The organism is Microbulbifer maximicatervae (SeqCode) (genome assembly GCF_056232625.1).
On the sequence record NZ_CP174324.1, the window covers coordinates 5,193,155 to 5,210,849 of the forward strand.

The following is a 17,695-nucleotide window of genomic DNA, read 5'->3' on the forward strand; positions in this document are numbered from 1 at the left end:
GCTGATACAAGAGCATGTAGGGTCATTCCCGGTTAGCTTGATGTGTCGGTGTTTAGAAGTCTCAAGATCGGGTTATTATCGATGGCGGGGGCGATTGCCATCTGCTCGCACGATTAGAGAGATACGAACAATCGAGAAAATCCGAGAGACGTTTGTTGAGTTTAAAGGTCGTTATGGCGCGCCTAGAATTGCTTGCGAGCTTCAAGAGTTAGGTGAGCCATGCTCGCGGAACTACGTCGCTAAGCTTATGCAACAGGAACATATTAAAGCGAGAAGCGGCAAAGGCTTTCGATATAGTCAGCCCGTAGAGGGGGGCATTAATGTCTCCGCTAACTTACTTAAGCGTTGCTTTGATGTGGATCGACCCAATTGCCGCTGGACCAGTGACATTACGTATATCTGGGTTCTGGAGCGGTGGTTGTACCTCGCGGTAGTTATGGATCTGTACTCTCGACGTATTGTAGGTTGGGCATTTGACTCCCAGATGACCGATGAGTTGACACATCGAGCATTGAAAATGGCCCTAGAGCGACGACAAATAAAGCCTGGACTAATAGTTCACTCTGACAGGGGTGTGCAATATCGATCGCAGAAATACCAGGATCTCTTGTCTGAAAGTAAGTGCAAGCCGAGTATGAGTCGCCAGGCTAACTGTTGGGATAATGCGGCAATGGAATCATTCTTTAGCAGGCTAAAAGTCGAGCTGGTCTATGCCGGAACATTCGAAAGCGAAGAGCAAGCAAAATCAGCGGTATTTGAATACATTGAGATTTTCTACAATAGGGTTCGTAGGCACTCTGCATTGGGCTATGTAAGTCCAGCAGAGTATGAGCGAAAATACGCATAGTTAGAGTGTCTACTTTTTGTGGGCAGGACCAGGCTCTAGAGTATGGATACGTACACTATTTGTGATGAGTACGGAAAATTAAAGGATGTGGTAGGCCATTTCCTCGAAGACGACGGCATTATTAACATGCTTATTTCTTTAGAACTCGTATTTGAAAACGGTAAGGTTTTCCATGAAGCTATTCCGGAAACTGATCAAATATCCATAAAGCAAGCTCCGCCCAGCGGAGAGTGAGTAGCTTTACCCATTGCTGAGTTAGAGCCGTGGAGTTTCGCCATAGGCCGACAGGCTCTGTGGGTTTGGGAGCTTAATAATCACAACGGATATGATGATGGCTTACAGTATTCCTTTGCGAATACTGTATCGGATGAAGAGGTTGTCGTTCAGCTTATGGTTATTGGGTCCGAAGTCATTGTGTACAGGGTGGCCAAGAGCCATAACAAGCGGTTGTAATCGCCGCGAAATACGCGGCTGGGACCGCGTAGAAACCTATCTTTTAAATAGGATAGGAAAAAATTACTAAAATACTGAGTGAAGAGCGGGTTGTTGAATATTCAACAGAGTTAAAAGTTAGAGTGGTAGCTCTCACTAATCAATTGAATGTGGATACGACCACTATCGCCAACATTATTGGTTTGCATCCAGTAATGGTGTATAGATGGCGACAGGAAAGTAGAGAAGGCAAGCTGGTCGAGAAACCCAGTGGTAGAATAAGTATGTCAAAGACAACGAAAACTCAGTCTCAAACCGATGATAAAGAGATAAGACGTCTAATAAAGCAGGTTGAAAATTTACAAAGAGAGCATGGTACGCCGAGTAAACCAGGCTCTCAATGGGCTGGTGATGTAACCTATCTGAAGATCAATGGGCAATGGCAATATTTAGCAGTGATTATTGATCTTTACTCCCGGAAAGTGTTGGGTTGGGAGCTGTCGGATACTCGAAATGTTGAGCTAACACTGTCAGTGGTAAATAAAGCTGTCCGTCGCAGAAATATAGAATCAGGTTTAATATTTCACTGCGACCGAGGTTCTGAGTACGGTGCTTATGCATACCAAAACCGACTCAAAGAATTGGGTATTGAGCCGAGCATGAATCGTCCAGGGTTTATGAATAATAATATGTATGTAGAGTCATTTTTTCAAACACTGAAAACTTTGAGTTTCAAAGGGTTTAATTTTGAATCCGTTGAGGAGCTAAGAACTAACTTATCTTGGTATCTTTATAGGTACTATAACTTTAAAAGAAGATATAGTTCACTTGGATTCAAAAGCCCAGATGAATATGAAAGAATGGCCGCATAAGATGAATATAAGGTGGCGTCTACTTTAAGGGGGGAGGCTTCGGAGGCTTTTTCCTCGCCTTCGGCTCGTCGATGAGCAAGGCGTTATTTTTACAAGAAGGGTCGTGTCTACAGATGGAAGGCATATTTGAAGTTGCAGCAGCGATCATCGCATCATTCGGCGCTAGCTCAGTAATAATAATTTCTATTTCGTCTTGGCTTGGAAAAGTCTGGGCAAGTAGGATTCTCGAAAATGAGAAGCACCAGTTGGCTGAAGGTTTAGAAAAAACTAAAAGAGAACTTGATGTACTCAAAGAAAGAACTCTGAGGTTTCAAAACGACAAAATTATCGTGTATCGATCCGCAATCGACATCATTGCAAACCTGTTAGCGACAATTGAAGCATATCAGGATGGAAAACTATCGACTGCGGAGGCAGAAAACCTGTTTGCCTTGTTTAATGAAAAGAGAATTCAAGTATATGGATACCTTGCTATGATGGCTACTCAAGAGGTTATGGACGCGCAAGATGATCTAATCGACTATCTCTTGGTCGTTATCAATAGTGATACAAGATATGATTGGCAATTAGTAAGAGCTAAATCTCTTGCTTTATTAAACACCGTACGAAAAGACATTGGCGTTACTGAGCAGCCCATTGTATACAACGGGCAGTTGTAAAAATAACAAGACCAAGCACGATCGCAAATGCAAGCATTTGCTGGACCTCCGCCGCTTTTCGGCTCTGGCCCGTGTTGGCGGGCGTTATATTTCATGAGAGATCGTATGAATAGATGGACAAATCTTACAACTTGCTACGGAGAGAGGTATCAGAGCCCTTCTGAAGAATGCCTGAAATCGACTTTGAATGAACTGTTTGAATCGAAAGACGGTGAGCACCCAGATGCATGGGTGGAATGTGGTTCAGACGATGGTCCATTGTTGTCGTTGTCAGTATTCTCAAGTGGCTACGCAATTTTCACCAAATACAGTGATGCGGATATGAGTGAAGAAATCGAAAGTCGAAGAATTGAAAATGTAACTGAAGAGCATGCATTTAATCTCTGGAAACAACTTCTAGAAGATGGAGCGCTGGAAATATAACAAGTTGCGCAAGCGGGGCAAAGTACTACGCACTTCGCCCCTTCGCAAGGCGTTATGCGAATAGAATCATGAAAATAATAGCCAAAATAATAGTTTCAGTATTGATGTCTACAAATGTGTGGGCAGATGCCGTATGTATTAAATCTGCTGAAGCTGACCGCGATCATAGTGGTACTGTTGACGTTCGTGTTTTCAAAGTCAATAACACTGAATACAGCGCCGACATTCGAGGCCCTAAAAGTCTGAGTGATGTCAATGTTCATAGCGTCACCATTTATAGAGGTACTAAGGACAAACATACGCTAGCGATTCCTTTAGAGTTTCAAACGGATAGTGACAATTTTTCAGCTTGGTTGGTGGGCTATCCAAAAGAATTCAAAGGTTTAACAGTTAATGTTCTTTATTGGGGTAATGGAAAATGCGCAGTAGATATTGCTAAGCCATTACGTATAACCAGGCCGTCAAATGGGGTGCACTGAAAAACGCGCGCCCTTTACGGCAGCGTTAGGTGCCATATGAATTTCGTCCATCTTAAGATAATACTTTGTTTAATTTTATCTATTGCACTAGTAGGTTGTGTACCAACTCTACAATTTCAGAATGAAGCTTCTGAGCGTTATTTTAAGTCGCTTGACTTCGAGGACCCTATGCTAGAAGCAAATAGAGCAAATGGAGTACTAATTTTAGTCCGAACAGGCTATCTCCAAAAAGATAACCGAGAGCAGTTATCAATCTATCTAGGTTGCGATTTCTTAGAACCCCAACCAGCTCAGCTTATGGCAGCAGAACTTGTGGACTCGAGCGGCATAAACCTGGAAGCTGGCGAAATAGATCTGAACTGTCCAGATTCAAAGTCAAAAGTAAACTTTCTAAAAGGGTCTGGTTATATTCATTTCTACGGAGAAACTATTCCTAAATTAATGCTTGATAAAAATCTTGTACTAATTGTATCAATCAAAGCTAAAGATACAATCTATGACCTTAAGTTACCTTTAACAACCTCTAAGGTATGGGTATGGCCAACTTAGGTAACTTCGTGATGGCAGCACCTAACAAATATCAGCAAACCGTCCATAAAAGCATGGGTTGGACTCGCAATAAGTTGCTCGCCTTGTGGTGAGCGTTATGCATCATGGAAAGATAAGTGAAACATACTTGCCCTTGTTGCGACTACAAGTCTTTGGATGAGCCTGCTAGAGGCACATACGATATTTGTAAGGTCTGTGGCTGGGAAGATGATGCATTGCACTATGCTCGTACCGGAAGATGTTTCCAATACGCTAAATGCATATTACGTTTTTCGAGCAATCTTAAACTCTGTGCAGCTATTTAATCGATCAAACTCCCCGGAGAGAATTAACTCGATTCTATGTCCTGGCCTGGGAACAGGTATAGGTAACTTATCGGCTAGGCGTTGTACAGGCCATATGTGAGCAGCCTACAACTCCTTATCCAAGCCTTCAAGAATATCCAATTATACAGAAATTCATGCAATACATAGAGGGCTGCAATTAGCTTACTAGTGCATAGCAAGTATCTTTATAGAAAGTGAGTGAAAAATAGTCAGGAAAGCCTTAAGCTGCGTTGAGTTGAGAAGTACATCTTCTTTTAGCAGATTAAGGCTTTAGGCATAAGTACCAGTACTAAGGGGATACTCTATGGCGTTTGATTACGGCTCGATTGATTTGGGCCTGAAGAACCCTTTTAAGAAAGAAGGCCGGGTTACCGCAATTAGGGGGGGAGTTCAGTTTCTTGTTGCCCTAACTTTGCTGTTTACCGCTGCTGGCCAAGTAAAGTCGGACCCCGTAAGTGGTTGGGTGCTTGTCGTAATGGGGGCAATCCTGCTGGTCGGCGGTATCAGGGCTCTATCAGGCGGCATTTTGGCCTTATTGCGCTTCTTTGTTGGTCGAAATCATCCGGTATCATTAGCTTTTAACCATTCTAAATCTGAAACGAGTACGGCATCAGAAGAGAAAAATGAAGTGGCTTATACCGCTTCCGGCTTAGAAGAGATGTTAGTTGGCCGTAAGAATCCAACCTTTCTAGAGCCTAAGGGCTTTTTGGCTCGGGTATTACACAGTATCTTCCCTAAATTGCTTTATATGCCATACCCCATTCGAAATATGGCTCAGGCACAGTTTGGCGCATGGGTAAGTACGTTAACTGTCTTGCTCTCTTATGTCATTGTCGCTTTTATTTGTCTCAGTGGTTTTGCTGGTGATATGGGGGAAAAGCTATTCCCGATGTACTCTGCCATCGCTTTACTTTATACATTGATTGTATGGCACTCTGCGAGTAAAGGTATTTCGCGGGAAGCCCAGAAAAGTGTAGCGAGTCTTACGGGGGGAAGTATTGCAAAAACGATATTATTTTCGATTGTGGTGCCCCTGTTACTGGGATTGGGGTTAAGCTTAGGCGTTGAGGCTTTTAAGGGAGAAGGTACTACTTCCCTAGATGAAATAATCAGTGTGTCCAGTGTATTGACTGAGGCTTTACCGAGCTTTAGCCCGTTCTTGTATATTCTTGGGGTTATATTTGTAGGCGCTGCTTGTAGTTTCGCTGTTGTCTATATGCTGCGCTTTAGAAGCGAAATTGCAAACCCGGTCACTGAGGTTTCTGAATTAAGGGATAACTGGCAGGAATCGGTTCACCCGAAGGAAATCTTTATAAACTTGGATAACCTTGTGATGGCAAATCGTCGTTATAAGGAAGTGCCCAATCGTATTTACAGAGAGCTTGACCCTAAACTTGAAGAGCAAGTGGATGGTAAAGGTTCATTCAATGGGGAAATGATACAGGAAGTACAACCTACCGTTCGTCCTGTTAATTTGGGTGATAAATTCAAGCTGATTCGCGATATTAGTCTTTTCGCAGGTAATGGGCTCTATATCGTTGTTACTGCGCTAGCTATTTGGCTGGCATACTCTTTGATTGATGTTATTCACTTCTTTCAGCCGGAATCTCTTACAGCCATTAAACAGGAGTTTGGCGCCTTAGATGAGGAAGCTGGCCGCTTAGCTCTGCTAGAACAGTATATTTCAGCAGGCGGCGCTCTCTGTATGACGCTAATTCACCTGCTATTGATAGGATTTATTCTTAATACATTTGCTCGCTTGTTGGTCAATGCGGCACATATCTTCTTTGCTGAGATGCAGTTTGAATCACTATTGGTGTATTTTAAATGCGAAGGGACATTCACTGAATCTAAGATCTCAACGGGCACTGGAATACACGACAGTACTCGTTCTGAAAATGTACTAGTCAGAAGCTCGATTACGCCTTGGGTGATAGTAACCAGGGTTGTCTCAAGTACATTTGCCGCATCTGGCATGAGAAACTTGGAGTATCCAAGGCATATACTTGAAATGCACAAGTCTGAACGCGACTTATCTGAAATCAGGGATGACGTAATTAGTTTCTTGAAAGATAGAGAGTCTATTGCCTCCATTACAAGCAGCAGAGACTTGGAAAACACTTCGAATATTCATGCTGTTAATCAGCAAAGTCGCGCTCTGCCAATGACAGAACAGGGACAATTAGCTCAGGATGAAAATGCGGCTGGTTATTTGAGGCAAGAAGATAAGGACACGGTTGAGTAGGATTTACAGCCTTTTCTTTGGCTCTACTGTCACTTACTTTGAGTGAAAGTGATAAAAAAGCTGGCAAGGTTCGGAGTCTCTGGACCAGAAAGAGAATTCCTGGTACCCCTTGCCAGCTGAGGGTACTAGGCTAGCAAATTACGTATTTTTAGTAATACTGAGCCCCTAAGATTGACCGTATTTGCTGGTAGAATTACAGAAAAGTACTGTTTTATCTTTATTGTTAGGTACACAGGACCACTTTTGTTGGTATTTAACAAGCTAGGTTATTATTCTGGAAGCAACTCTAGCACTGTGTGAGACTCTTCTTTTGTGACTTTCAGGTTATAAAATTTGCTCAGACAGAGGACGGTATCTTCTATATGATTCAGGTCATAAACTCCACTAACAAGTAGTCTACTAGTGTTCTGGTCTCTCGTCACAAGTGGGGTATTTGTAAAGCGATTTAGCGATATTAGGAGTTCTGTTAATCTGATGTTATCAGCCTTTGTAAATCCACTTCCCCAATCCTTATAGCTGGAAACCTCAAAATCTTTGATTGCACCGGTGTTGTGCTCAGTTACTTTGAGCATCTCCCCTTTCTTTATTTCGGCGCGATTTTTATTTTGTTTTATCGGGCTGACAGTGATATTCCCTTCGAGAACAGTGACTTCTGTTACTCCATATCGCTGGTCAATATTGAAAGTGGCTTTATGTGTACGGATCAATGCTTGTCGTGATTCTACTATAAATGGCCAGGTTACCTCTTTACAAATACTTATTTGGGCCTCCCCATTTAATAGACGTATGCGTCTGCGTGTCTCTGAATAATTGACGAGTACTTTAGTTGTGGCGCTCAACTTTATATGGCTGCCATCGGGGAGGGTTTGTTTAGATATTTCCTTGGGAGCTGTTTGGTAACGGCATTTAAATGGCTCCCGTGTCTTTAAATCTTCCATACTTTTCCCCTCGGCTTGGCTCGAAAGCAGAATTGGTCCTTATAACTGGGACCTTAGTTCGCTTTATATATTTTATTGTTAGCGCCTGACTTTTTATTATTCCACCTAATTGGAGAATTAATAGGGCATGCTTATCTCCGATACTGGCTCTTATCTTGCGACGCTTTCTTTTCTTTTTTAAGGGGGATTTGTTGTGATTTTATTAAATGGTAAAGATATTTCACTGTGGTTTTTCCGTACTACGATAAATTTTATCTGTTTGGAGGTAGGTTATCTTGGCCTGAACCGGGGATTGTTGCTGTTTTGTGAAAAAACAGGGGGCTTATTAGGGGGCCTGGGTTACTTTGTGATAGGCGATTCAGAGAGTTTCCACGGGGACACTTACTATTTCGATGTAAAAGAGCTTTAAACGCCATCAGGGACTAAAGTTGGAGACGTATGAGTTTGGTACATGTGTGATATTTGGCATAAAGATTGCTCCTTTTATCTTGTGGGTAGAAGTTCATATTGTGGGAATCGTAAAGGAATTGTTCATCAAGGGAGCTGAAAATGTCGTCACTCTATTTTTCATCGCATGCCATGCCACTTAGAGTCCCAAGTTACTGCTGCTTTGAACTTGGGTCCTGTTCGGACATAGAGTATGAAAGTTACAAAATAGCCCTGTTTAAAAAGGGGATTGCGCTTATCCATCTCAAATTTTCTGATGATTCTGCTGAAGTGATGGAGGATATTGTCAATACCATTGGGTTGGTACATGAGCATGATTCTATGGGGCGAACGGTTTGGGATGTGAGGATTGGTGGTGAGACAGGCGATGAGGCATTGGCTATATCTCATAGTGATAGAGAATTCTTCTTGCACAATGACGGTGCTTTTGAATCGGAGATGCCTGGCTACTTTGGTCTCTTCGTTGTGCACGCTGATATGCATGGAGGCGGAGAAAATATTCTTGTCTGTGCCGACAGGATAATCGAGAGCCTCTCCGATAAAACTTTCCAGGTGCTTTCAAGTAGTAAGTTTAAACTGCGTGTTCCTGAAGAGTTTCGCAAGTCGTCTGAGTTTATAGAGGCATCCTTAATTGATGAGAGCCATGGTTTCAGATACAGGTATGATATTATCGAGCGTGAGTATTGCTCTTCAGATGAGCTTGATGCTTTACGTGAGCTGGAGCTAAAAATATCGTTGCCACATAATATGTTTAAGGTTAGGTTGAATAATAATCAGATATTGTTATTGGATAATCGACGATACCTTCACGCAAGAACAGGAATTAAGGATAGGAAAAGGCACCTTAAACGAATACGTTTTAATATGCCTGCTATATCGAGGGTTGCTTAACGGGTGGTCATAGAGATAGTTATAGTTGGGTTGTTGCTTATTTTGGTAGCAGGTATGGCTCACGGAGCATTGGGATTTGGTTTCCCAATGCTTGCGACGCCTATTCTGGCACTTACTTATGATTTGAAAACGGCAGTGGTGTTAACCATCTTGCCGTCGCTTTTGGTAATTATATCCAGCCTTTATAAGTGCCGAGATTATAGGATTAATTTTTCTAAATATAGTTTAGTAATATTATTGGTGTCTCTTGGAAGCCTTACCGGAACATGGCTGTTAACCTGGGCAAACCCGGATATTCTCAAGTTGTTACTAGCGGTATCAATCTTGATTTACCTGTTTTCCAATCGTTTAAGGGGTTATCTGTCCAAATTCTCCAGTCGGCCAGTACTTTTCCCTGTCATTATGGGCGGCTTGGCTGGGGTGATTGGTGGCGCGACTAATGCGATTGCGCCTCTACTGATGATTTACTTATTGGAAGTTGCCAGATCATCAAAGGAAGTAATCTTTATTTCCAATATTTGTTTCTTGATTGGCAAGCTGATACAGCTTTCTGTACTTTCAGTTTACTTGAGTTTTGATGATTTGGAGTTGATGTCGCTATCTGCAATTACCGTATTTGCATATTTTGGACTAATTATCGGATTTAAGCTTCAATCGAGGATTGATGAAGAGCGATATCGATCGATTATTCGATATGCCTTATCAATTTTTATGTGCGTGCTGACCTATCAGGGGGTTTCTAATTTGATATTTCCTGATGGAGTAATTGTTTAGGCTCTCTGCTTGATGTCTCACTGACTGTGACAACCAAATGCCCTAAGTTGGCTCTACTGAATAGCTCTGCTGTTGCAGGCTAATCATCTTTTCAAATGGTTGCAGAAGCTTGGAATACTCATTTTTATCTTCAAGTTGAGCCATAGCCAAGGCAATACTTTCAATGGTAGACAGACCATCCGCAACGGTGGTTTTCCGAATAGCGTAGTTGGATTTCAAGTCCCCACTGAGATTGACTCTTGGAAGCTGTTGTAGCTTGGGATTCAGGTGGAGAATCTTTTTAGATTTTTTCCAAGTCGCATCAATAACAATTAGCTGTTCAATCGTTTCCAGCTGATTCTGGTGGCTAGGGATATTATTCCCTTCAGCTAATCGAGGTGTTTGGGGTAGCCATGACAGTGACGGATAGAGTAGAGCGCTGGGTGTATCGAGTAGCCTTTCCAACTGTTGATTAGGAAGAGTTTCAGAAATAAGCATTTCACTGTTATTTAAACACAGGTTCGCCATACGCCCGGTATTGAACGGGTGCTTCTCTTCTTGTGGGTGCTGTATGATCACCACTTTTATGGTATTAGCCAGGCTCACCAACGCACTGCAGTAGCAGACATTGGGCGGACGCAGGCAGGTGCTACAGGTCTTTCTGGGCATTTTTCTACTTCAGGGGTACAGGGGCAGGTTTATGGCGAAAACGCAGCCTTCTAATAGTGTTCAGTGGCTGGCAGATATAGAGATTCCGCTAGCGAACAAATTTTATCGCATGTATGGATTTCGTGGCAAAGCCAAACGCCATGAGGACTGCGGGATAGTGCGCGGCGAACGGGGGGAGGTGATTGCCTGCGGTTATTTGCGGCGCTATGAGAGCTTTAAGCTCCTGGCCGGAGTTGCTGTTGCACCAGATCATCAAGGGCAGGGTGTTGCAAGGCAGCTGTTGACGCTCCTTGCTGAACGTTTTGATAGTGACACCTATACATTTCCCTACGACCACCTGGAGCCTTTTTACTCCTCTTTGGGGTTTGAGAGGGTTGAAGTGAATGAGTTAAGTGGCCCTGTTGGGGATTTATTCCGTAGTTACGTAAAGCAGGGGCGCTCGATTCTGGCGATGGTCTACCGTTAGCCTTGGGAAGGTTATTATTTTCAGGTTGGCTTTGAATTAGAAAGAATTACTGTGAAAAGGTGTGTAGTACCTCTAGTTTTGGAATTTTAGTTCTTTCGGGGACAAATTATAGGTAGGGCAGCACTGTAAAAGTGCTGCCCGAGTTGCTACTACCTAGCTGCTATTAGTAAGTGCTAATTTCCCAAATGGAGTAGCCGTACACGGTATTGCGTTCGGTGCAGTCAATCTTCAGGTAACGGTAGTTTCCCTCTACGGTGATTGCGTCGGTGCGTTCACCGGTTCCCATTCCAGAAAATGACTCAACAGTTGTCCAGTTGCTACCATCGGTACTGCCGAGCAGAGTGTAGGCAGCCGCATTGGCAGTTTCCCAGTCGATATTGAGGGTGCCAATGGACTGTACAGAGCCCAAGTCATAAGTCAGGCTGACATTGTCTACACCGTGGGCGCTCTCCCAGCGGGTATTGCTATCTCCGTCGATTGCCAGTTCAGCACCTTGCAGTTCAGAGGTTGCAGAGATACTTGAAGCCTGACCGTCGCCACCGGTTAAGCCCAGCTCCCAGATGGAGTGGCCATAGCTTGTGCTGCGCTCAGTGAAGTACAGGCGCACATATCGATAGCTTCCACTTAGGGAGTGCTCATCGGTTCTCTCTCCGGCGCTACCACCACTAAAGCTGGCCAGTGTGGTCCAGGAAATAGTGTCGTTACTGCCTTGGACCGCATAGGTTGCAGCGTTGGCTGTTTCCCAGTCGATTGTCAGGGTGTTCAGAGCTTCTGCCTCACCCAGGTCCAGTAGTACCCATACTGAGTCACCGCCATGGGCGCTTTCCCAGCGGGTGCTGTTGTTATCATCAACTGCATTTGCGATGGGCTGGATTTCGTTGCTGGCGGTGACGGTAGCTTGTGCAATTAGGTCCTGGCTGCCAGCTTCACCGCTATCGCCAGAGCCTTCGCCGTCGTCCTCGTCGCCTCCACTATCGGAATCGTCACCGGAGTCATCGTTGCCGCCAGTACCGCCAGAGAAGTAGATATTGTCGATCTCGATATCGCTAATTTCTCCATCCACGCCTAGAAGCTCGAATAGTTGAACCACGTTAGACATGTCTACTTCGTCACTGAAGTCGCTTACGGGGATAGAGATCTGGTGCCACTGGCCATCCCGTGCGAAACCGTAGGGATCGGCGCCATTGGCAAAGTCAATCCACTTCTGTTCTACATCGTCAATGCTGCCGCTCTTCATGCCGATCTTAAAGGTCGTGGTGGAGCTGCTTTTCAAAGCAAAATTGAGCGTGGCGGTATCGTTGTCGAAGGCTGACATGTCGTAGTAATAGTCAGCAGTGAAAGCCATGCCAAACCAGCCAGCACCTGCGGAGGTGTAGGACAGGGATTCAGAGCCTTCGTAGGGGGAAGGAGAAGTCTCGATCAGGGTTTCGCCCCAGATATACAGATTGCCATCAGTGCCCAGTTCGAAACTGGAGTCGGCCTCGGTGTTTTCACTGTAAAGGGAGAAGGTGCCGCTTGGCGTGGTTTTTTCGACGCTCTCACTAAAGTAAATATCGTCAATGGACAGGGTGAAGGCTTCTGACGGTCCATCGCCGCGTACCATAAATGCCTGGCTAATGGTGTTGTAGTCCACCCCAAATTTGCTCAGGGGGATACTCACCTCGTGCCATTGCCCATCCCGTTCCAGGCCAAAAGTATCGCCTTCTACGCTCAGGTCCACCCAGGACTCACCACCGCTGGTACTGTTAATACCGATGCCGATAGTCTCTTCGCTAGTGGTTTTCATGCGGAAGTTCAGGTGACCATTTTGATAGTTCATCAAATTCAGGTCGTAGTGCATCCATACACCCATGCCATACCATTCGCCGGTATCGATTTGGAACTCCAGGGCATCACTCTCATCGACGCTGGATTGGCTTTCCATATTGTTCCAGACGTAGAGCTCGATATCAGTTCCAAACGTCAGGGATTCGGAAATATCGCTGCTGTCCCCGAACACGCCCAGGTTGCCGCTTTTTGCGGTATCGGCAGCCAGGGAGAGTTCGGTGCTGTAGCTACTGTCATCGTTGTCGTAGATACGTACGTAGTCAACATACATCTTGGCGGGCATTGGGGCAGTGATCTCGCTGTTGTCATAGATCTGCGGGAAGATGCCACCTACTGCCAGGTTGAGAATTAAAAAGTTATGCTGTCGAAATTCATCGAATGCGGAATCACTGGTATCCGTCAAAGCTGCGATTTGGTTGGATTCGTCATCCACCCACATAACGATGCTATCGGGTGTCCAGGTCATGCCGAAGATATGGTAATCCTCAGTGAGGTCGGAGCTGGAACCAAAGTCCTCAGCCAGGTTTTGCGATACACCATAATCTGCTTGCCCGGTGTAGTCGTCGGACTCGTGCCACCAGTGGAAGGCTCCGGAAATTTCAGAATTTACGATGCCGGCTTCTAGCGCTTCGGCCATACCCGCTTCGAGAATATCCAGTTCGCCACAGGCAGGCCAGCCGGCTTGACCGTAGTCGCTGCCCAGTTGCCAGAATGCTGGCCATAGTCCCGCATCCAAATCCGGCAATTTAATTCGAGCTTCAATGGTTCCGTATTTGTAGGACAGACGCCCGAGAGACTTTAGGCGAGCGGAAGTAAAACTGCCGTCGCTTCCCTGTACGGCCTGAATAATCAGGTTGCCGTCTTCGACATAAGCGTTGTCGCTATCATCGGTATAATTTTGTAACTCGTTGTTACCCCAGCCGGAGTTGCCAACATCGTAGGTCCAGACGGAGGTGTCGATAGTGTCTCCGTCAAAATTATCTTCCCAGACCAAAGTTTTTGCATTGGCTATTGAGGACACAAAGGTGCCGACAATAGCTGCGGCTATCGCTGATTTTTTAATAATCATAATTTTCTTTCGTTGTTAATTATTTATGAGAATAAAACGCCTGATAGGAATGGTGTGACTCAGTCAAATGTTGCTTGTGGATTTAATGAATACAGATTACTTAAATTGTAATTGCCTAAAATTCACGCGAAAAGCAGATGCTGATCACGGGCAAAGCCTAGCAAAACGATTGTTCCACAGGAAAGCGAATCTGGCCCCCTTATCGTAGTTGTAGTCCTGCTTGTCGCATACACTTGAAAAATTATTTTCTTGTAATTTTTTTACAAGAAAATAAATTCCTTTTTGTGTTTTTGTTTGCAAGTGTTTTGTGCGGGAATTCTGTTTTTGATCTTTCTGTGTTGGGCAAAAGTGCAAGCAAATTTAATCTGGATTTATTGTTGTTGTGCTTCCCCTCACACAGGATCATATCTTTAAAAGATAATATCTGCCGGCAGACAGGGCGGGTTTTGATGCTGGTGAAAAAATTGGGTGGCGTAAAAAAGAAAAGGGCGCTGCTATTTAGCGGCGCCCTTGTATTTTTAATGTCTACGGGGTCCCTGTACGCATCGTGCAGGCGGGATGCAGTTCCCATGGCGATGCTTGTGCCTTTTATGATGAGGGCGGCACTTGTGGGGGTGTGGACGACAGTTGTCATTACTATCGCTGTCTGAGCTTCCGCCGGAGAAATAGATATCGTCAATTTCAATATCGCTGATATCTCCATCAACGCCCAGTAGCTCAAATAGTTGGATAACATTTGACATATCTACTTCATTACTGAAATCAGAAACGGGGATTGATACCTGATGCCACTCGCCATCCCGTGCGAATTCATAAGGATCGGAACCGCTGGTAAACTCAATCCACTGTTGGCCAATATCGTTGACGCTACCACTCTTCATGCCAATCTTAAAGGTGGTATCTGAGCTGGTTCTCAGGGCGAAATTCAGTGTTGCAGTATCATTATCGAAAGCGGATAGATCGTAGTAGCTGTCGGCAGTAAATGCCATTCCGAACCAGCCGGCCCCGGAGGAATAATAGGAGAGGGATTCTTCACCTTCGAATGGGGTTTGTGTGGCCTCCAACAGGGTATCGCCCCAAATATACAGGTTGCCATCAGTTCCCAGTGTAAAAGTTGAATTGGCCTCTGTAGTTTCGGTGTAGAGAGAAAAGACATCGGTCGGGGCTGTTTTTTCCACACTTTCGCTAAAGTAGATATCGTCAATGGATAGGACAAAATCTTCAGAGGCGGCATCACCTCGAATCATAAATGCCTGACTGATAGTGTTGAAGTCCACTCCCAATTTACTCAGGGGAATACTTACCTGATGCCATTCGCCATCGCGCTCCAGGCCGTAGGTACTATCACCATCCATCAGGTCTACCCAGGCATCTCCGCCACCAGTACTGGAAATACCAATGCCGATAGTTTGGCTGCTGGTGGTTTTCATTTTGAAATTGAGATGACCGTTTTCGTAGTTCATTAGGTTTAGGTCATAGTGCATCCAGAAACCCATACCGAACCATTCACCAGCGGTAATATCAAACTCCAGGGCTTCATCACCCTCGGCAGCTTCGGCGCTGACAGTAGCTGACATGCTGTTCTGGTTCCAGACATACAGCTCGGTATCGGTGCCGAGCTCCAGGGATTCGGAGAGGTTACTGCCCTCGGAAAATACGCCGATATCACCTGTTTTGGCAGTGTCTTTTGCCAGGGAGATTTCTGTGCTGTAGCTGCTGTCGTCGTTATCGTAGATGCGAACATAGTCCACATACATTTTGGCGGGCATGGGGGCAGTGACGTCGCTATTGGCATAAATCCCCGGGAATTTGCCACCTACCGCCAGGTTTAGAATCAGGAAGTTGTGCTGGCGGAATTCATCTAGCGTCTCGGGTCTATCCTCGGGTTCAGTGTTGAAGCTGATGATTTCATTGGCTTCGTCGTCGACCCACATAATGATGCTGTCCGGGGTCCAGGTCATGCCGAAAATATGGTAGTCCTCAGTAAGGTCTGTGCTGAGGCCGAAATCGTCAACTAGATTTTTTGATAGGCCGTAGTCCGCTGTGTAGTTTATACCTTCATCGGATTCATACTGCCAATGAAAAGCGCCAGAAACCTCTGAGTTGACCGTGCCGGCGTTGAGCGCATCTGCCATGCCTGCCTCAAGAATATCCAGTTCGCCGCAAGCGGGCCAGCCCACTTGGCCGTAGTCGCCACCCAGCTGCCAGAAGGCGGGCCACAATCCGGCATCCAGGTCGGGTAATTTAATGCGGGCTTCAATGGTGCCGTATTTATAAGTCATACGACCCAGGGATTTCAGGCGGGCAGAAGTAAAACTGCCGTCGTCGTTTTGCAGTGCTTGAATAATAAGGTTGCCATCTTCGACATAGGCATTGGCGCTATCATCGGTGTAGGTTTGCAGCTCATTGTTACCCCAGCCTGAGTTGCCCACATCGTAAGTCCAAACGGACTTATCAATACTGTCGCCGTCGAAATTATCTTCCCAGACCAAAGTTTTTGAATTGGCAAGTGAGGACACACAGGCGCCTACAATAGCAGCCGCGATCGCTGATTTCTTTAAATTCATGATTTTGTCTTTCTTTGATTATCTATGGGGGTGCCAACTTCATTGTGTTTTTATAATGGCGGTGATCTGCCACGATGATTAATGCTTGTTGGGCTTGGGGATTTATCTGCTTTTTTATTGTGATATTTATATATTCAGTACAGCAGTAACAGACTAACAAAAAGCCGATTGTTGCATAGGGAAAGCCCGGGCCCTTTATCGTGAGACTGGTCCAACTTATCGCATATACAAAACTTTTCTGCTTTAAAATTAGAATCAGCCAGTGCGTATTAATGTGTTTTTACATTGTTTACGTTTTTATTTTTAAATTTGTTGTTGCTTATTGGGTTGCCCGCTTGAAATTATTTGCTGATTTAAGACCCCTTTTAAAATTTAAATTCTAATTTGAAGGTGGGCCGGCGGCGGAAATTAGAGTTGGCAACCTGGCTCCCATAGGTAGTTTTATTTTCTAGAGTGCTGGCGCCGCTTGCGAGCGCTTCGACAGCGTGAGATTTATCTTTTGGTGTCGGCGCCGGTGTGCAGTCGGCGTGGATTGAGTTTTTAAAGGGGTTGCGGCTTCACCACTGAGGGGCAGTTGTATATTCGGTATGGGGCAGCTTACTTAAAATGGAATTTGCAAGATTGCCGCAGGTCGGCACCCAGAATAAGAGCCCGCTTCTGTGCTGTAATATTTGGTTGTGGCCCAGGAGCGGTTGAATAGGAAGAGACGGTGGAATACAGAGAGATAACTGAGCTTGCCAGAGAGTTGGGCGGGGAGCTGGAAAAGAGAGATTGGCGTGTGACGTCGGCAGAATCTTGCACCGGTGGTGCGATTGCGGCGGCTATTACCTCTAATGCGGGTGCTTCGAATTGGTTTGATGGATCGATCGTGAGCTATGCGAATCGTATCAAGAACGGTGTTCTGGGTGTCGACAGCAATGATCTCAAGCAGTTTGGGGCAGTGAGTGAGCCGGTCGCCCGGCAGATGGCTTGTGGGGTTCTGGCGATGATGGATGCCAATCTCGCCGTTGCGGTCAGTGGTATCGCCGGGCCTGATGGTGGCACTGCCGAGAAGCCGGTAGGTACGGTTTGGATTGCCTGGGCCCATGCGGAGGGGCAAGAGCCAGTGCAGATTGATGCGAAGTGTTTTCTGTTTAGTGGTAACCGGGCAGAGGTGCAATCGCAGACGGTTGTTGAGGCGCTGAAGGGAATGTTAAGGATTGTCCGTGAGCACCCGGTTTGAACTTGTCCGCCGGG

19 protein-coding genes are annotated in these 17,695 nt (G+C 45.2%); 15 read left to right on the top strand and 4 right to left on the bottom strand.

What is annotated here, in order from left to right:
* Window positions 1-4 precede the first annotated feature (4 nt).
* From ACJJI6_RS22610 to ACJJI6_RS22655, 10 genes are all read left to right on the top strand, one after another.
* The gene (locus tag ACJJI6_RS22610; RefSeq protein ID WP_475713476.1) at window positions 5-847 is read left to right on the top strand and encodes an IS3 family transposase; all 843 of its coding nucleotides are present in this window, start codon (window positions 5-7) and stop codon (window positions 845-847) included.
* 42 nt (window positions 848-889) lie between these two features.
* On the top strand, window positions 890-1,081 hold the full coding sequence (locus tag ACJJI6_RS22615) for a hypothetical protein (protein ID WP_475712108.1): 192 nt from the start codon (window positions 890-892) through the stop codon (window positions 1,079-1,081).
* 12 nt (window positions 1,082-1,093) lie between these two features.
* Window positions 1,094-1,300 (top strand): DUF6334 family protein, encoded by a 207-nt coding sequence (locus ACJJI6_RS22620; protein WP_507021915.1) that lies wholly within the window; start codon window positions 1,094-1,096, stop codon window positions 1,298-1,300.
* Between the two features lie 263 nt (window positions 1,301-1,563).
* A complete protein-coding gene (locus ACJJI6_RS22625) occupies window positions 1,564-2,151 on the top strand; it encodes an IS3 family transposase (protein WP_475712109.1) in 588 nt (195 codons plus the stop codon).
* Between the two features lie 113 nt (window positions 2,152-2,264).
* A complete protein-coding gene (locus tag ACJJI6_RS22630; protein ID WP_475712110.1) occupies window positions 2,265-2,810 on the top strand; it encodes a hypothetical protein in 546 nt (181 codons plus the stop codon).
* A gap of 105 nt (window positions 2,811-2,915) precedes the next feature.
* Window positions 2,916-3,233, top strand: coding sequence for a hypothetical protein (locus ACJJI6_RS22635; RefSeq protein ID WP_475712111.1), 318 nt, complete (start codon window positions 2,916-2,918; stop codon window positions 3,231-3,233).
* 68 nt (window positions 3,234-3,301) lie between these two features.
* A complete protein-coding gene (locus ACJJI6_RS22640) occupies window positions 3,302-3,712 on the top strand; it encodes a hypothetical protein (protein ID WP_475712112.1) in 411 nt (136 codons plus the stop codon).
* 168 nt (window positions 3,713-3,880) lie between these two features.
* Window positions 3,881-4,261 carry a hypothetical protein gene (locus tag ACJJI6_RS22645; RefSeq protein WP_475712113.1) on the top strand — a complete coding sequence of 127 codons (381 nt, stop codon included), beginning with the start codon at window positions 3,881-3,883 and terminating at the stop codon, window positions 4,259-4,261.
* 116 nt (window positions 4,262-4,377) lie between these two features.
* On the top strand, window positions 4,378-4,566 hold the full coding sequence (locus ACJJI6_RS22650) for a CPCC family cysteine-rich protein (protein WP_475712114.1): 189 nt from the start codon (window positions 4,378-4,380) through the stop codon (window positions 4,564-4,566).
* Between the two features lie 325 nt (window positions 4,567-4,891).
* The gene (locus tag ACJJI6_RS22655) at window positions 4,892-6,832 is read left to right on the top strand and encodes a hypothetical protein (RefSeq protein WP_475712115.1); all 1,941 of its coding nucleotides are present in this window, start codon (window positions 4,892-4,894) and stop codon (window positions 6,830-6,832) included.
* Window positions 6,833-7,101: 269 nt separating this feature from the next.
* Here ACJJI6_RS22655 and ACJJI6_RS22660 read toward each other — a convergent pair whose 3' ends face one another.
* Window positions 7,102-7,770 (bottom strand): FecR family protein, encoded by a 669-nt coding sequence (locus tag ACJJI6_RS22660; protein ID WP_444958382.1) that lies wholly within the window; start codon window positions 7,768-7,770, stop codon window positions 7,102-7,104.
* Window positions 7,771-7,963: 193 nt separating this feature from the next.
* Between ACJJI6_RS22660 and ACJJI6_RS22665 the strand changes: the two genes are divergently transcribed.
* The 3 genes from ACJJI6_RS22665 to ACJJI6_RS22675 all read left to right on the top strand — a co-directional run bounded on the left by ACJJI6_RS22665 (window position 7,964) and on the right by ACJJI6_RS22675 (window position 9,882).
* Complete coding sequence (locus ACJJI6_RS22665) at window positions 7,964-8,179, top strand: hypothetical protein (RefSeq protein WP_445355896.1); 216 nt, start codon at window positions 7,964-7,966, stop codon at window positions 8,177-8,179.
* 140 nt (window positions 8,180-8,319) lie between these two features.
* On the top strand, window positions 8,320-9,108 hold the full coding sequence (locus ACJJI6_RS22670) for a TauD/TfdA family dioxygenase (protein WP_282933761.1): 789 nt from the start codon (window positions 8,320-8,322) through the stop codon (window positions 9,106-9,108).
* Window positions 9,109-9,111: 3 nt separating this feature from the next.
* On the top strand, window positions 9,112-9,882 hold the full coding sequence (locus tag ACJJI6_RS22675) for a sulfite exporter TauE/SafE family protein (protein ID WP_475712116.1): 771 nt from the start codon (window positions 9,112-9,114) through the stop codon (window positions 9,880-9,882).
* A 42-nt stretch (window positions 9,883-9,924) separates the two neighbouring features.
* Here ACJJI6_RS22675 and ACJJI6_RS22680 read toward each other — a convergent pair whose 3' ends face one another.
* On the bottom strand, window positions 9,925-10,530 hold the full coding sequence (locus tag ACJJI6_RS22680) for a tRNA-uridine aminocarboxypropyltransferase (RefSeq protein WP_475712117.1): 606 nt from the start codon (window positions 10,528-10,530) through the stop codon (window positions 9,925-9,927).
* Window positions 10,531-10,561: 31 nt separating this feature from the next.
* Between ACJJI6_RS22680 and ACJJI6_RS22685 the strand changes: the two genes are divergently transcribed.
* A complete protein-coding gene (locus tag ACJJI6_RS22685; RefSeq protein ID WP_475712118.1) occupies window positions 10,562-10,996 on the top strand; it encodes a GNAT family N-acetyltransferase in 435 nt (144 codons plus the stop codon).
* 163 nt (window positions 10,997-11,159) lie between these two features.
* On the opposite strand, the gene ACJJI6_RS22690 is transcribed toward ACJJI6_RS22685, so the two are convergent.
* Both ACJJI6_RS22690 and ACJJI6_RS22695 read right to left on the bottom strand, forming a co-directional pair.
* Complete coding sequence (locus tag ACJJI6_RS22690) at window positions 11,160-13,892, bottom strand: discoidin domain-containing protein (protein WP_475712119.1); 2,733 nt, start codon at window positions 13,890-13,892, stop codon at window positions 11,160-11,162.
* A 518-nt stretch (window positions 13,893-14,410) separates the two neighbouring features.
* On the bottom strand, window positions 14,411-16,459 hold the full coding sequence (locus ACJJI6_RS22695) for a glycoside hydrolase family 16 protein (protein WP_475712120.1): 2,049 nt from the start codon (window positions 16,457-16,459) through the stop codon (window positions 14,411-14,413).
* A 709-nt stretch (window positions 16,460-17,168) separates the two neighbouring features.
* On the opposite strand from ACJJI6_RS22695, the gene ACJJI6_RS22700 reads away from it, so the two are divergent.
* Window positions 17,169-17,681 carry a CinA family protein gene (locus ACJJI6_RS22700; RefSeq protein WP_475712121.1) on the top strand — a complete coding sequence of 171 codons (513 nt, stop codon included), beginning with the start codon at window positions 17,169-17,171 and terminating at the stop codon, window positions 17,679-17,681.
* Window positions 17,682-17,695 lie beyond the last annotated feature (14 nt).

Coding starts and splice junctions, on each gene's coding strand:
- ACJJI6_RS22615 (WP_475712108.1), top strand. CDS start 890: ATGGATACGTACACTATTTGTGATGAGTACGGAAAATTAAAGGATGTG.
- ACJJI6_RS22625 (WP_475712109.1), top strand. CDS start 1,564: ATGTCAAAGACAACGAAAACTCAGTCTCAAACCGATGATAAAGAGATA.
- ACJJI6_RS22630 (WP_475712110.1), top strand. CDS start 2,265: ATGGAAGGCATATTTGAAGTTGCAGCAGCGATCATCGCATCATTCGGC.
- ACJJI6_RS22635 (WP_475712111.1), top strand. CDS start 2,916: ATGAATAGATGGACAAATCTTACAACTTGCTACGGAGAGAGGTATCAG.
- ACJJI6_RS22640 (WP_475712112.1), top strand. CDS start 3,302: ATGAAAATAATAGCCAAAATAATAGTTTCAGTATTGATGTCTACAAAT.
- ACJJI6_RS22645 (WP_475712113.1), top strand. CDS start 3,881: ATGCTAGAAGCAAATAGAGCAAATGGAGTACTAATTTTAGTCCGAACA.
- ACJJI6_RS22655 (WP_475712115.1), top strand. CDS start 4,892: ATGGCGTTTGATTACGGCTCGATTGATTTGGGCCTGAAGAACCCTTTT.
- ACJJI6_RS22660 (WP_444958382.1), bottom strand. CDS start 7,770: ATGGAAGATTTAAAGACACGGGAGCCATTTAAATGCCGTTACCAAACA.
- ACJJI6_RS22670 (WP_282933761.1), top strand. CDS start 8,320: ATGTCGTCACTCTATTTTTCATCGCATGCCATGCCACTTAGAGTCCCA.
- ACJJI6_RS22680 (WP_475712117.1), bottom strand. CDS start 10,530: ATGCCCAGAAAGACCTGTAGCACCTGCCTGCGTCCGCCCAATGTCTGC.
- ACJJI6_RS22685 (WP_475712118.1), top strand. CDS start 10,562: ATGGCGAAAACGCAGCCTTCTAATAGTGTTCAGTGGCTGGCAGATATA.
- ACJJI6_RS22690 (WP_475712119.1), bottom strand. CDS start 13,892: ATGATTATTAAAAAATCAGCGATAGCCGCAGCTATTGTCGGCACCTTT.
- ACJJI6_RS22695 (WP_475712120.1), bottom strand. CDS start 16,459: ATGAATTTAAAGAAATCAGCGATCGCGGCTGCTATTGTAGGCGCCTGT.